At 63.8% G+C, this 14,601-nt stretch carries 12 protein-coding genes; 8 read left to right on the top strand and 4 right to left on the bottom strand.

Features of this window, described 5'->3' with window-relative positions; genetic code table 11:
- Positions 1-7: 7 nt before the first annotated feature.
- Positions 8-2,371: a penicillin-binding protein 1C gene (gene pbpC, locus BCV67_RS04140; RefSeq protein ID WP_428999509.1), complete on the top strand. Its 2,364-nt coding sequence runs from the start codon at positions 8-10 to the stop codon at positions 2,369-2,371.
- A gap of 264 nt (positions 2,372-2,635) precedes the next feature.
- Here the strand turns inward: pbpC and BCV67_RS04135 are convergent, their stop codons facing one another.
- Both BCV67_RS04135 and BCV67_RS04130 read right to left on the bottom strand, forming a co-directional pair.
- A complete protein-coding gene (locus BCV67_RS04135) occupies positions 2,636-3,211 on the bottom strand; it encodes a ferritin-like domain-containing protein (RefSeq protein ID WP_062166595.1) in 576 nt (191 codons plus the stop codon).
- A gap of 30 nt (positions 3,212-3,241) precedes the next feature.
- Complete coding sequence (locus BCV67_RS04130; protein ID WP_057629442.1) at positions 3,242-3,724, bottom strand: peroxiredoxin; 483 nt, start codon at positions 3,722-3,724, stop codon at positions 3,242-3,244.
- A 152-nt stretch (positions 3,725-3,876) separates the two neighbouring features.
- Here BCV67_RS04130 and BCV67_RS04125 point away from each other — a divergent pair, with 152 nt between their 5' ends.
- Positions 3,877-4,314, top strand: a complete 438-nt coding sequence (locus BCV67_RS04125) for an Hsp20/alpha crystallin family protein (RefSeq protein WP_057629443.1) — start codon at positions 3,877-3,879, stop codon at positions 4,312-4,314.
- Between the two features lie 126 nt (positions 4,315-4,440).
- On the top strand, positions 4,441-5,340 hold the full coding sequence (locus tag BCV67_RS04120; protein ID WP_057629444.1) for a DnaJ C-terminal domain-containing protein: 900 nt from the start codon (positions 4,441-4,443) through the stop codon (positions 5,338-5,340).
- Between the two features lie 218 nt (positions 5,341-5,558).
- On the opposite strand, the gene pilH is transcribed toward BCV67_RS04120, so the two are convergent.
- Together pilH and BCV67_RS04110 are read right to left on the bottom strand one after the other, a co-directional pair.
- A complete protein-coding gene (gene pilH / locus BCV67_RS04115) occupies positions 5,559-5,942 on the bottom strand; it encodes a twitching motility response regulator PilH (protein WP_062166594.1) in 384 nt (127 codons plus the stop codon).
- A 91-nt stretch (positions 5,943-6,033) separates the two neighbouring features.
- On the bottom strand, positions 6,034-7,029 hold the full coding sequence (locus tag BCV67_RS04110) for a YhdH/YhfP family quinone oxidoreductase (protein WP_062166593.1): 996 nt from the start codon (positions 7,027-7,029) through the stop codon (positions 6,034-6,036).
- Between the two features lie 299 nt (positions 7,030-7,328).
- Here BCV67_RS04110 and hflK point away from each other — a divergent pair, with 299 nt between their 5' ends.
- The 5 genes from hflK (at position 7,329) to BCV67_RS04085 (ending at position 14,588) form a co-directional block, all read left to right on the top strand.
- Positions 7,329-8,435 carry an FtsH protease activity modulator HflK gene (gene hflK, locus BCV67_RS04105; protein ID WP_057629447.1) on the top strand — a complete coding sequence of 369 codons (1,107 nt, stop codon included), beginning with the start codon at positions 7,329-7,331 and terminating at the stop codon, positions 8,433-8,435.
- Entirely contained in the window at positions 8,432-9,295 is an 864-nt protein-coding gene (gene hflC, locus BCV67_RS04100; RefSeq protein ID WP_057629448.1) for a protease modulator HflC, read from the top strand. Before hflK ends, hflC begins: the two co-directional genes overlap by 4 nt.
- Before the next feature lie 188 nt (positions 9,296-9,483).
- A complete protein-coding gene (locus BCV67_RS04095; protein ID WP_057630792.1) occupies positions 9,484-9,669 on the top strand; it encodes a DUF2065 domain-containing protein in 186 nt (61 codons plus the stop codon).
- Positions 9,670-9,911: 242 nt separating this feature from the next.
- A complete protein-coding gene (locus BCV67_RS04090) occupies positions 9,912-11,204 on the top strand; it encodes an adenylosuccinate synthase (RefSeq protein WP_057630794.1) in 1,293 nt (430 codons plus the stop codon).
- Positions 11,205-11,600: 396 nt separating this feature from the next.
- Positions 11,601-14,588 (top strand): TonB-dependent receptor, encoded by a 2,988-nt coding sequence (locus tag BCV67_RS04085; protein ID WP_062166592.1) that lies wholly within the window; start codon positions 11,601-11,603, stop codon positions 14,586-14,588.
- Positions 14,589-14,601: the final 13 nt, after the last annotated feature.

The raw sequence follows: 14,601 nt of genomic DNA, 5'->3' as shown, positions 1-14,601 counted from the left end.
CCCTCGGCTGAAACACCTTGCCCACCGCCTGCGCGCCATTTTCACGCTTCGCAACCTGCGCTGGGCACTTGCAGCCGTGCTGACACTGCTGTTGGTGCTGGACCTGGCCTTCCCGCCGCCGCTGCCGAAGTCGCGCGACACCAGTACGCTGGTGGTCGCACGTGATGGCACGCCGCTGCGCGCCTTCGCCGATGCCGAAGGCGTATGGCGTTACCCGGCTGATGCAAAGACAATTTCGCCGCTGTACCTGCAGGCCTTGCTGACCTACGAGGATCGCTGGTTCTGGCGGCATCCGGGCATCAATCCCTGGGCGTTGCTGCGGGCGGGCAAGCAGATGCTGCTGGAACGTCGCATCGTCTCCGGCGGCTCCACCCTGACCATGCAGGTCGCCCGCATCCTCGACCCGCATACGCGCACGCCGTGGGGCAAACTCAAGCAGTTGCTGCGTGCGCTGCAGTTGGAAGTGCATCTGAGCAAGGCGCAGATTCTGAATCTATACCTGGAGCGGGCGCCTTATGGCGGCACCATCGAAGGTGTCGAGGCCGCGAGCTGGGCCTATCTGGGCAAGTCTGCAGCGCATTTGTCGCAGGCCGAGGCTGCCTTGCTGGCGGTGCTGCCACAATCCCCCAGCCGGCTGCGCCCCGATCGCCATCCCGAGGCCGCCCAGCGCGCCCGCGACAAGGTATTGGCACGCATGGCCGAGTTGGGTGTGTGGTCGGCCGACGAGGTAGCCGATGCGCGCATCGAGCCGGTGGTGGCGCGCTCGCTGCAGCAGCCCTTGCACGCCGCGTTGCTGGCGCAACGCATGCGCAGCGCGCAACCGCGTGCCGCGCATATCGAAACCACCATCGACAGCGGCCTGCAACGCACCCTGGAGGAACGTGTTGCCGCCTATTTCTCGCAGCTGCCCGAGCGTACGTCAGCGGCAATGCTGGTCATGGACAACACAACGTTGGAGGCGCGTGCCTACGTCGGGTCAGTGGCCTTCGCCGACAAGGCGCGGCTCGGCCATGTGGATATGGTGCAGGCCTGGCGCTCGCCGGGTTCAACGCTGAAGCCGTTTCTGTATGGCATGGCGCTGGACGATGGCCTGATTCACTCCGAAAGCCTGATTGTCGATGCGCCGCAGAGCTTTGGTGGCTATCGGCCGGGCAATTTCGATGCTGCCTTCAACGGCCCGGTGGGTGCCGCCACCGCGCTGCGCCTGTCCTTGAACGTGCCTTCGGTGGACTTGCTGGAGCGGGTGGGGCCGGCGCGGTTTGCCGCGCGGCTGGGCAATGCCGGTATCAACCTGCGATTCCCGCGCGGTACCCAGCCCAGCCTGGCCTTGATCCTGGGCGGCACCGGCGCACGGCTGGAAGACCTGGTCGGTGCCTTTTCCGCGCTCAACCGCGAGGGCATCGCCGGACGTGTGCGCTACACCCCGCAGGACCCGCGCATCGAGCGCCGGCTGGTGTCGCCGGGGGCGGCGTGGATCGTGCGTGACGTGCTCGAATCCAACTCGCGTCCCGGCTACGGCGTGGGTACCTTCGACACCGGCAACCGCCCGCGGGTGGCATGGAAGACCGGCACCAGCTACGGCTACCGCGACGCCTGGGCGATCGGCAGTACCCGCACCTATACCGTTGGCGTGTGGGTGGGGCGGCCCGATGGCACGCCATTGCCCGGCCAGTACGGTGCGGTTACCGCATTGCCGCTGATGTTCGAGGTCATCGACAGCCTGCCACGGCAGGCCGGCGACAATGCGCTGCGGTCGCGGCCCGACAGCGTCAGTGAAGTCGAGATCTGTTGGCCACTGGGCATTGCCGCCGAGCAGACACCAGCGGCGATGTGCCAGCGACGTTTTCCAGCCTGGGTGCTGGACGGCGTGGTGCCGCCCAGTTTCCCCGAGCGCGAAGCGCGGCTATGGCAATCCGGGCGCATGCGTTTCCAGGTGGATGCACGCAGCGGGCAGCGGCTGTCGCCCGGTTGCGAGGGGCATCCGCAGGTCGAAGATCGCGAGATCGCCCGCTGGCCGGCACTGGCATCGCCATGGCTGAGCGTGGCCCAGCGGCAGGCGCAAAGTCTGCCGCCGTTGGCAGCAGATTGTGCGGATGACGGGCGCCAATCCGACGGCGTGCTGCATATCGAAGGCCTGAATGATCTGGCCACATTGGCACGCGCGCCGGGTGCGCAGCACGGGCCGCGTCTGCAGCTGCGCGCACTGGGCAGTGAGGCGACGATCGAATGGCTGTTGGATGGCCGCTGGATCGCCCAGACCCAGGGCACCCGCACCTTCATGCGCGATTTCAACGACGCCGGCGAACACACCCTGACCGCATTGGCATCCGACGGTGCATGGACGCGTGTGCGCTTCCGCGTAGCAAATTAAACGGCGCAATATCGCAATGTAGTGCCGAGCCATGCTCGGCAAGCCATCCTGACGATGCCGGTAACGCCCCCGCCGAGCATGGCTCGGCTCTACAGGGCGTGCATTCGATGTAGCCCGGGTAAGCGATAGCGCACCCGGGGTTTTTCGCGACAGGCCCCGGGTGCGCTCGCGCTTACCCGGGCTACGGGGCTACAAAGAGAGCCTTTCCGGCATTGTCGGTAACGCTTCAGCCGAGCATGGCTCGGCTCTACAGGTGCGTCGGGGTTACTCGCCTATCCAGCCTTCCAGCATGTCGGCGAAGTCGTCGGCATGATCTTCTTCCTGGGCAAGGATGTGCTCGAGGATGCGCTTGGTGGTGGTGTCCTTGTCGCCAATGAAGTTGATCATCTCGCGATAGCTGTCGATGGCGATGCGCTCGGCGACCAGGTTTTCGCGGACCATGTCGCGCAGGTTGCCGCCTTCCTTGTACTCGGCGTGCGCGCGGGCGGTGAGGGTGTCCGGGTTCAGATCCGGCTCACCGCCGAGCTGCACGATGCGCTCTGCCAACATGCCCGCATGTGCCTGCTCCTGCTGTGCATGCTCAAGGAACTCGGCTTTCACCGAATCGGCCAGCATGCCCTTGGCCATGTAGTAATGCCGGTAGTAACGCAGCACGCACACCCATTCGGTGGCCAGCGCATCGTTGAGCAGCTTGATCACCGCTGGGCGGTTGGCACTGTAGGTGGGCGTGACCGCCCCATCCTCGATGCTCTTGCGCGCGTTGGCGCGCAGGGTTTTTCGATCGGTTATGCCTGCCAACTGCGTGGTTTTGGTCGACTTGGCGGCGGGCTGCTTGCTCATGGCTGGCCTTTCCTTCTTTCTGGTGAGTCCCTATGCGGGGAGATGGGCGAGCACGTGCTCGGCCCCGGATACCTCGAATTGCCCCGGCTGTTCGATATACGCGGCGCGTACTACACCGTTTTCGATGTACAGGGCGAAACGACGCGAACGCGTGCCCATGCCGGAGGCACTGGCGTCCATTTCCAGGCCCAAGGCGCGGGTGAAATCGCCATTGCCGTCGGACAGCATCTGCAAACCATCTGGCACCGACTGGCTCTTGGCCCAGGCCTGCATCACGAACGGGTCATTGACCGCCATGCAGAACACTTCGATGCCGCGGTTGCGGAAGTCCTCGAAATGCTCCACATAGCCGGGCAGATGGCGGGCTGAGCAGGTCGGGGTGAACGCGCCAGGCACTGCGAACAACACCGCCTTGCGGCCGTCGAACAATGCATGGGTGTCGATCGTTTCCAGGCCTTCGCGCAGTCGCTTGAGGGTTACTTCCGGAATACGGTCGCCGACGTTGATGGGCATTGGGGGCTCCTAGGCTGAATTTGAGTTTAAAGAGGCGGGCGAAGCACCGCGTCAACAGCTTGAAAAGGCGGTCTTCACACAATACGTCCTGGGCATGGGAACGGCAGCGCCATTCCGGCACGCCAATCCCCCACATCTTGCAGGAGGACATCATGAGCATCGTACGTTACCGCCAGTGGCCGACCCAGTCCGAGATCCATCAGTTGTTGTCGCCGCTGCTTGAAACGGTTACCGGCAGCACCGCCTCTGCGTGGATGCCGGCAGTGGATATCCGCGAGGAAGCCAATCGCTTCGTGGTGCAGGCCGATCTTCCCGGCGTTGACCCGGCCAGCATCGATGTGCAGATGGAGAAGGGTGTGTTGACCATCAGCGGCCAACGCACGGCGCCGGAACTGGCCGAAGGCCAGCGGCTGACCCGCAGTGAGCGTGGCCAGGGTGCGTTCAACCGACGCTTTGTGCTGCCCGACAGCGCTGATGCCGAGGGTATCGTCGCCCACAGCCATAATGGCGTGCTGGAAGTGCGCATTCCCAAGCGCAGCGAAGCGGCACCGCGCCGTATCCAGGTGGTGCAGGGCCAGCCTAACGCCTGATAGGCGTGAGCGAACTTCCACCTGCGCAGGCACCGTGGCCCGGTAGAATGGGGCCACGGTGCCCGCCGAATGCATGATGGCCCGTTGCCGCAAGGTGTCGGGCCAGTTTTTTTCAGAGGTGTAAGGATGGAATTCAAGGATTACTACGCCACGCTAGGGGTTGAGCCCAGCGCCGGTGATGCAGAAATCAAGACGGCCTACCGCCGGCTGGCCCGCAAATACCATCCGGACGTAAGCAAGGAAGCCGGCGCCGAGGAGAAATTCAAGGCGGTCAACGAGGCCTATGAAGCGCTGCGCGACCCGCAGAAGCGTCAGGCCTACGACCAGCTGCGCGCGCAGGGCTACCGCCCGGGTGAGGAATTCAATGCGCCGCCGAACTTTGGTGGCGGGCAGGGCTTTGATTTCGAGGAGGTCTTCGGCGGAGGTGGGGCCAACGGTGGCTTCAGCGATTTCTTCGAGAGCCTGTTTGCCCGCCAGCGCGGCGGTGCCGGTGCAGGTGCGCGACGACCGGGCCCCGGCTTCGGTGGCGCCGGCCCGCAGCCGATGCGCGACACCCGCGCCAAGCTGTCGGTACCGCTTGAAGCGGCCTACAACGGCGACAGCCTGCGCATCACCGTGGACGGCCGCCAGCTCGATGTGCGTGTGCCCAAGGGCATTCGTCCGGGCCAGGTGATCCGTTTGAGCGGGCAGGGCAGTGGTGGCGGCAACCTGATGCTGGAGGTGGAATACGCCTCGCATCCGCAGTTCGAGGTGGACGGGCGCAACATCCTGTACACCCTGCAGGTCACGCCATGGCAGGCCGCGCTGGGCACCAGCATCAGCGTGCCAACCCTGGGCGGTGCGGTGGAACTGAAGGTGCCGGCCGATTCGGACAGTGGCCGCAAGCTGCGCCTGCGTGGCCGCGGTCTGCCGGGCAAGCCTGACGGCGACCAGATCGTGGAGCTGGAAGTGGTGGCGCCGGTGGCGAGCAACGAGGCCCAGCGCAAGGCTTACAAGGATCTGGCCAAGGCGTTTGGGGAAGACTGAAGGCTTGCGCCTTCCCCTCTCCCCAACCCCTCTCCCGCAAGGGGAGAGGGGCTCGGTGCGCTACGAGTTTCAGCATTGAGCGCAATTGCAGCTTAAGCCCTTCTCCCTTTGCGGGAGAGGGGTTGGGGAGAGGGGGAACGCTCCGGGCCACCCACCGCCGCAAACAAAAAGGCGGGCTAAGCCCGCCTTTCCTGAAAGCTTTCCCCAAGAAAGCGATCTCACCCAACCGGCGGTGCCTCGGCACTGAACACCTGCGCGATCACCGCGGACAGATCGTCTTCGGTGAACGGTTTGGTGATGTAGGCCTTGGCGCCCTGACGCATGCCCCACAAGCGATCGGTGTCCTGATCCTTGGTGGTCACCAGGATCACCGGAATGTGCTGTGTGGTGGCCTCACGCTTGAGCGTGCGGGTCGCCTGGAAGCCATTGAGATTGGGCATCACCACGTCCATCAACACCAGGTCCGGCAGCACCTGCTTGGCAACCTCCACCCCAGAGGCGCCATCGGTTGCGGTGAAAATCTCATGCCCCAGCTTTTCCACAATGCGTTGGATGCCCATCAACTGCGATGGTGAATCGTCGACGATCAGGATACGCGCCATGTTTTTCCCCAAGTAGTGGCGGCAGTGTAGTGCTGGCACGCCGCCGGCGTGAAGTCACCGTCTTCACGCCGGGGAGGTCATGTGATCGCCGTCAATCAATTCTTACGACGGTACGGCCGAAGGACTTTCCTTCCAGCATCGTCGCAAATACCTCGGGCAGCCCTTCCAGGCCCACCTCGCGGGTACAGATCTTATCCAGGTGGCGCGGCTTCCAGTCACTGCCCAGGCGCTCCCAGACCTGCTCGCGGATGTCGCGAGCGGTGCCGGCCGAGGCCACTCCCAGCAGGGACACGCCACGGATGATGAAGGGCATCACCGTCATGTCCAGCTCGCCAGAGGCGGCAAGCCCGGCAGAGGCCACGTTGCCGTAGGGCGCTGTCTGCGCCAGCAGGCTGGTCAGCATGCTGCCGCCGACATTGTCTAGGCCGCCGCCGAAGCGCGCCGATTCCATCGGCCGGGTGGTGGCCAGGGCATCGCGGCCCAGCACCTGGCTGGCACCGATCGCGGTCAGGTAGTCGGCTGCTTCGGCCTTGCCGCTGATGGCGTGCACCTCGAAGCCGGCGCGGCTGAAGATGTCCACCGCCAGCGAGCCGACCCCGCCGGTGGCGCCGGTGACCGCCAGCGGCCCCTGCGACGGCACCTGCCGGTTCTCGCTCATGCGCAGCAGCGCCAGCGCGGCGGTGAAGCCAGCGGTGCCCAGCACCATGGCCTCGCGCAGGCTGAGCTGGGCCGGCAGCGGGATCACCCACTTGGATTCCAGGCGCACGTATTGGCTGTAGCCGCCGTCGCGGGTTTCGCTCAGGCCGCAGCCGGTGGTCAGCACCTGGTCGCCCTCACGGAACGCCGGGTCGCTGGAGGCGACCACTTCGCCGGCCACGTCGATACCGCCGACCAGCGGGAAGCGGCGCAGGATCTTGCCCTTGCCGGTGCCGGCCAGCGCGTCCTTGTAATTCACCGAAGACCAGCGGGCGCGGATGACCACCTCGCCTGGGCTCAGTTGGTCCAGGCCTACTTGTTCAGGGCCGCTGCGGTAGCCAGCGTCGTCGTTATGGATGCGGAAGGCAGTAAACGGGGCGGTAGGGAACATCGGTAGGCCTGCGTCGGAACGGGGGGAGTGCAACCATAACTGTTGTGAAATGGCCGGTCTGCCCTTATTCCTATTCAAAGTAGGTGCCGACAGGGGCCTGCACGGTTACCGCGGGAGCCGCCTCGGCTTGGGCGGGTGCCGCAGGATCTGGCGCTTGGGTAAATGGTCAGCAGGTAAACATTGTCGGTTCAGGTAGCCCCGAACCTGTTCAGAGTCTGCCTTGTTAGAATCGGGATTCGATAGATGGTCAGGTCCTCGGCGGGAACCCCCGCAGCCTGGCCCTTACAGATGGAGCATGCATGGCCTGGAATACACCCGGCGGCAACAGCGGTGGTGGTGCGGACAACAACCGCGCGCCGCGTACGCCACGTGGCGGCAATGGCGGAGGTTGGGGTGGGGGTCTTCCGGGACCGCTGCGCGACCTGTTTGATGGCGGTATATGGCGCTGGGTGCTGGTCGCAGTGGTTCTGCTGTTGTTGTTCTCCAGCTTCCAGCTGATCGGCGAACAGCAGCGTGGTGTGGTCCTGCGCTTTGGCGAATACTCGCGCATCCTGCAGCCGGGCCCGAACTTCAAGCTGCCGTGGCCGCTGGAATCGGTGGTCAAGGTCAATGCGACCCAGATCAAGACCTTCAGCAGCAATGTGCCGGTGCTGACCCGCGACGAGAACATCGTCAACGTGTCGGTCAACGTGCAGTACCGCGTCGATGATCCGCGCGAGTACCTGTTCGGTACGGTTGATGCCGACCAGATGCTGGAACAGTCCGCGCAGAGCGCCGTGCGTGAGCAGGTTGGCCGTGCCGACCTGAACACCGTGCTGAACAACCGTGGGCCGCTGGCCGTGGTTGCCGAGCAGCGCCTGCAGGCATCGTTGAAGGCCTACAAGACCGGCCTCAGCGTGACCGGCCTGACCCTGCCCGATGCGCGTCCGCCGGAAGAAGTGAAGCCGGCCTTCGACGAGGTCAACGGTGCCCAGCAGGTCAAGGAACGTCTGATCAACGAAGCCCAGGCCTATGCCGCCAAGGTGGTGCCGGAAGCGCGTGGCCAGGCCTCGCGTGCCCGTACCACCGCCGAAGGTTACAAGCAGGCCATCGTCGCCCGCGCCGAAGGTGACGCACGTCGCTTCACCCTGCTGCAGGGCGAGTACAAGAACGCCCCGGATGTCACCCGCAAGCGCCTGTGGCTGGAAACGGTGGAGCAGGTGCTGGCCGAGAACCGCAAGGTCATCGGTGGCGACGGCCGTCAGCTGATCTATGTGCCGATGCCTGCCGATGCAGGCAAGACCGGCAATGCGCCGCAGCTGACCCCGGAGATGGTGGCACCGGCATTGCCGGCGGCAACCGACAGCATTCGCAACGCGGACCGTTCGGTCTCGCGCTCGGCATCGCGTGAGGAGGCCGGCCGATGAAAAATTCAGTCGTTATCGGCGTAGTCGTCGCAGTGTTGCTGGGCCTGCTGGGCTCGGTCTATGTGGTGCGTGAAGACCAGACCGCCATGGTGCTCAACCTGGGCAAGGTGGTACGTGCGGACATCAAGCCGGGCCTGCACTTCAAGGTGCCGCTGGTGGAAACCGTGCGCGTGTTCGACCGTCGCTTCCAGGTCCTGGATACCGCCCCGGCGCGTTACTTCACCGCCGAGCAGAAGGACGTCAGCGTCGACTTCTTCGCCATTGGCAGGATCTCCGATGTGCGCGCCTACTACCGCGCCACCGGCGGCGACAGCAAGATCGTCAATGCCCGGCTTGCGCCGATCATCACCGACTCGCTGCGTAACCAGATCAACTCGCGCACCTTGCAGGCGCTGGTATCTGGCGACCGTGGCGAGCTGATTGCCGGCCAGCTGAAGTCGATCAACGAGGCCATTGCTGCCCTGGGCATGCAGATCATCGATCTGCGTATCAAGCAGATCGACCTGCCTACCGACAGCCAGGTGATTGCCGACGTTTACGAGCGCATGCGCGCCCAGCGTAAGCAGGAAGCGGCCAAGCTGCGCGCCGAAGGCGAGGAGCAGTCACTGACCATCCGTGCCCAGGCCGACCGCGAAAGCACGGTGATCGTGGCCGAAGCCGAGCGTGATGCACAGCAGCTGCGCGGTGAAGGCGATGCTTCTGCCGCCTCGATCTACGGCAAGGCCGGCTCGGCCGATCCGTCGTTCTACGCGTTCTATCGCAGCCTGGAGGCCTACCGTGCCTCGATGACCGACGGCAACGGCGTGATCGTGCTCGACAAGAACGACCCGTTCCTGCAGTACATGAAGAGCGATCGCTGATCGCTTGGCCTGGGCCTTGCTCAAGCCCCTCTCCCGCATGCGGGAGAGGGGTTGGGGTGAGGGCAGCTTCCGGGCTGAGGGCAGGGGGGCGGAACGCCCCTGATGTCCCGATTCGATGGGCTCCGCCCGCACCCTCATCCGCCCTACGGGCACCTTCTCCCGCTGGGAGAAGGCAATGGCGATAGCGCATGCAAGACCTCCTTTCCGCCCTCTGCCTCGTCGCCGTCATCGAAGGCCTGTTCCTGTTCATTGCACCGCTGGCGTGGAAGCGGATGGCCGCGCAGCTGCTGGAGCAGCCGTCCTCTGCGCTGCGCGGGATGGGCGCGGTGGCCGTTGTTATTGGCCTGGGCTGCCTGTGGTGGGCCCGGCACTGAACCAAACCCTGACGGCCATACCATCCTGAACTCGCGGGGGTGGTAGCTGTCATGCAAAACCCGGATAATCCAGAAAAGCCGGTCGGGCCGCTCCTCAAGAGCATCCCGTCCGGCTTTTTCCGTGTATGACCCTGGCGTTTGCCGGCAGCTCCCCGATGGGGCTTCCACCATGGCGGACCAAGGGCGGTACACGGCCCCGTCCGCGGCCCCGATGGCCGCAGCAAATTCAGGAGTTACCCGTCATGGGTCAATCAGTTGTTGTTCTCGGCGCCCAGTGGGGCGATGAAGGCAAGGGCAAGATCGTCGATCTGCTGACCGAAGAAATCGGCGCAGTTGTGCGTTTCCAGGGTGGTCACAATGCTGGCCATACCCTGGTCATCAACGGCAAGAAGACCGTCCTGCACCTGATTCCGTCCGGCATCCTGCGCGATGACGCGCTGTGCCTGATCGGCAATGGCGTGGTGATTTCCCCGGCCGCCCTGCGCAAGGAAATCGAAGAGCTGGAAACGGCTGGCGTTGAAGTCCGTTCGCGTCTGAAGATCTCCCCGGCAGCGCCGCTGATCATGCCGTACCACATCGCCCTGGATCAGGCCCGTGAGAAGGCCGCCGGCGGCAAGGCCATCGGCACCACCGGTCGCGGCATCGGCCCGGCCTATGAAGACAAGGTGGCGCGTCGCGGCATCCGCATCGCCGACCTGCATTACCCGGAGCAGCTGGCTGAAAAGCTGCGCGCGGCGCTGGATTACCACAACTTCGTGCTGACCAAGTACCTGGGCGTGGAAGCGGTCGATTTCGACACCGTCTACCAGGAAGCCCTGGCCTTCGGCGAATACGTCGAGCCGATGAAGTCCGACGTTGCCGGCATCTGCCATGACCTGCGCAAGCAGGGCAAGCGCGTGCTGTTCGAAGGCGCGCAGGGCGCGTTGCTCGATATCGACCACGGCACCTACCCGTACGTCACCAGCTCCAACACCACCGTCGGTGGTGCACTGGCCGGTGCCGGCGTTGGCGCCGATGCCATCGATTACGTGCTGGGTATCGCCAAGGCTTATGCCACCCGCGTTGGCGGTGGCCCGTTCCCGACCGAACTGGACGATGAAATCGGCCAGGGCATCCGCGACCGCGGTGCCGAGTACGGCGCTTCGACCGGTCGTCCGCGTCGCTGCGGCTGGATGGACATCGTCGCGCTCAAGCGCGCTGTGGCCATCAACGGTATTTCCGGCCTGTGCATCACCAAGCTTGACGTGCTCGACGGCATGGAAAAGCTCAAGGTCTGCATTGCCTATGAATACCGTGGCAAGCGTTCGGAATACGCGCCGCTGGACGCGCAGGGCTGGGAAGAGTGCACCCCCGTGTACCTGGAGTTCCCGGGCTGGAGCGAAAACACCCACGGCATCACCGAGTGGGACAAGCTGCCGCCGGCCGCACGCGCCTACCTGCGTTCGCTGGAAGAGCTGGCAGGCTGCCCGGTGTCGATCGTCTCGACCGGCCCGGACCGCGACCACACCATGATCCTGCAGGATCCGTGGGGCTGATACGCCAGCGGTAACACACGTTGAAAAGGCCCCGCAATGCGGGGCCTTTTTTGTTTGTGGCCAAGCTGCCTGCGCCGGGCCGGTGGTCGCGATCAGCGCCGGATGTAGTTGGGATTCGCCAAACGCGCCGCTTCTAATTTGTGCCGATTTCGGCATTAATACGGTTCACCTCAAGGCTATTGATTGCATTTGCAACTCATTTTTGCGGGTTCTGCTTAATTTGTGTGCTGAATTCGGCTTTAACGAAGTTTGAATTATTCAAGACGCGCCGCCCCCTGTACCCGGAATATCGATACGTCAGTTGAAGCGCAGAACGAAGCCGCAATTGGTGCCTGCAGGCGTGGGGTTGGGTACCCGCCTGCATTCAACGAAGTCATTTCATTTCCGGGGGGGTACATGTACGACGCAATCAAACAACAAGCGGGTGGGGACGGTTGTCGGCGGCGCGCGCTGCGCGTGGCGGGGCTGGCGCTCGCGCTTGGTCTGGCCATGCAGGCCAACGCCCAGTCGATTACCGGCGGGCTGTACGGTTCGGCAGGGGAGGCCGGCGCAACCGTCGAGGTAACGCGTGAGGCTACCGGTTTCGCCAAGACCGTCATTGCGAATCGAAACGGCCAGTACAGCCTGGATCAGCTCTCGCCAGGCGTCTATCAGGTCAAGGTGATGCGCGGCGGGCAGGCCGTCAGCACCCAGCAGGTAACGGTGGTGGCCAGCAGTGCCGCGGCGGTCCCCGCTGCGGCGAGCGAATCGGCTACCGACCTGGGGACGGTGACGGTGACCGCGCAGAACTGGAACACCGTCATCAACCCGATCGACGTCAGCACGCCGGAACTGTCCTCCATCTACACCGCTGATCTTCTTTCCGATCTGCCGGTCAGCCAGACCAGCATCTATGCGCTGGCAAGACTGGATTCGGCCACGGTGATGGGCAACAGCTTTGCGCAGATCGGCGGCGCCAGCGAAACCGAGAACCGCTACTACTTCAACGAATTCGATACGTCCTATGACGTCACCGGCGCAGGCGCCATCGTGTTCCCGCAGGTGGCCGTTGCCAGTACCCAGTTGATCACCGGCAGCGGTGGCCTTGGCTGGACGAGCACCACCGGCGGCATTTCCTCGGCAACGCTGCGGCAGGGCACCAACGAGGTCCACGGCGGTTACAGCCTCTACTACACGCCGGCGACGTCCAGCACTTTGAACCCGCGAGGCCAGGACCGTTTCAATCCGTCAGGCTCGCCGAGCCTGTATCAATCAGACAACAGTACCGGCCACATTGCGCAGCACTATGTCTGGGGATCGGGTCCGCTGGTGCGTGATCGCCTGTTTGCCTATGTGCTGTACGGGCGCAATCCCGGCTACGACTCCCGCAGCTATACGTCCAACACGCGCACCGATACGCAGCGCGACAACAAGGAAGGCCTGATCAACCTCACCTGGAACATCACCGATGACCAGTCCTTGAACGTTGCCGCCTACCGCAACGAATACAGCACCAACTATTACAAGTCGCTGGCCGAAAGCGGCAGTGTCCGCTACGAGCCTTCCAAGTCGACCTATGGCGACCCGGCCTGGAGTGGGCTGGAGACCAAGCAGAAACTGATCATCGGCAACTACAAGTGGCGCATCAACGACAATCTGCGCGTGCGGCTGATGGCAGGCACCATGCGCTATGACTATGCCCAGGCGACGGAGAACAGTGATGTCCCGTTCATCGGCGAATATGATTACGCCACCGATATCGACACGACCATCAGCCCCGGCGACGAATGGAAGCCCTTCGAGTACTACTTCGAGAAGAAGGGTTTCAAGGGCGATGTGACCTGGAACATCGGCGACCATGAAGTAGTGTTCGGCGGCGAGTTCTACCGCAACAACTACTACTACGAGCCGGAGACCAACCCGGCAGGCTATTACTACTACTACACCAACTACCCCTATGCAGTGGGCAGCTTCGTGCCGCCGGGCGACGTCGTGTACAAGTACGAGTATTCCATTGGTGGCGAGTTCGAAAGCAAGCAGAAGGGCGTGTACCTGTACGACAACTGGCAGGTGTCGCCGAACGTGATGCTGATGCTGGGCGGTCGCTGGGACCAGACGCAGAACATGACCTCGACCGGCACCAAGTTCCTGGACATGGATCTGTTCTCGCCGCGTGCGGGCGTTTCCTGGGACGTGCACGGTGACAGCTCGTTGAAGATCGGCGCCAATGTTGGCCGTTACACCCTGCCGATGCCTTCGACGCTGAGCTATCTGATCGCCTCTGCCGAGACCTACAAGCTCAATTACTACACCTACAGCGGGCGCAACACGGACGGCACCCCGACCGGGCTGACGCCGGTGGCATCGTATGTGTACTCGGACGGGACCCTGCCGGAGATGTCGGCGGTGGTCAGCCGCAACATGAAGAATACTTACCAGAACGAATACCAGGTGTATCTGCAGCAGCAGCTGACCCCGACCTGGTCATTCCTTGGCCAGGCCGCCTTCCACGACCTCAAGCGCATCGTCGACCAGACCTGCGACACCGACGGCCGCCTCAGCGACTACGTCCGTGCCAATGGCCACGCCGACTACGAGTGCCTGACCGGTGGCGGTGGCTGCATCGAGTTCAATCCGGGCAGCAGCATCGAGCTGCGTGATTACCTGGATGCCGATGGCAGCTTGAAGGACATCACCATACCCAACAGCTACCTGCAGATGCCCAAGGCCAAGCGCCGCTATATCAAGCTTGGCGCGCAGTTGTCGCATCAGCGCAGCGACGAGGCGCCTTACTACCTCAACCTGAGCTACACCTGGTCGCACCGCTACGGCAACCACGATGGTTACACCAACCTGACCCGGTCGACCGATCCCAAGCCGGGTACGTCGGGCAACTACGACTTCCTGCAGAACACCTTTGGCAGCAACGGTAACCTCAGTGGCGATCGTCGCCACGCCCTGGTGGCCAATGGCGTGTATTACTTCGCCAATGGCTTCCGCGTGGGCTCGGTGTTGAATATTGCCTCGGGCATTCCGCAGAGCTGCCTGGGCGTGTATCCGGATGGCAGCCCGGAATTCGATCTGCTGGTGCAACAGGGCGCTGTCACCCATTACTGCAACGGCAAGTTGTCGCCGCAGGGGCATGGCGGCAAGACCGACAGCACCTGGCGGCTGGACATGAGCGTTGGTTACGACTTCGCTTTTGGCCGCGACAAGGGCCAGCAGCTCAGCGTTGATGTGTCGGTTACCAACCTGACCAACAATGACGCCATCACCTCGCGCAACATGACGTCGAGCAGTGGCCTGGATGCATCGGGGAATGTGGTTCCTTCGCCGACCTTCCGTTCCGTCAATGGTCTGCAGACGCCGCGCAGCACCAACCTCTACCTGCGTTACGGCTTCTGACGGCCGCAGGTGC

Origin of the sequence: Stenotrophomonas nitritireducens (assembly GCF_001700965.1) — a bacterium.
GTDB classification, from domain to species: Bacteria; Pseudomonadota; Gammaproteobacteria; order Xanthomonadales; family Xanthomonadaceae; genus Stenotrophomonas; species Stenotrophomonas nitritireducens_A.
The sequence above is the reverse complement of the archived record's forward strand: the minus strand, read 5'-3'. Positions and strand labels throughout refer to the sequence as shown.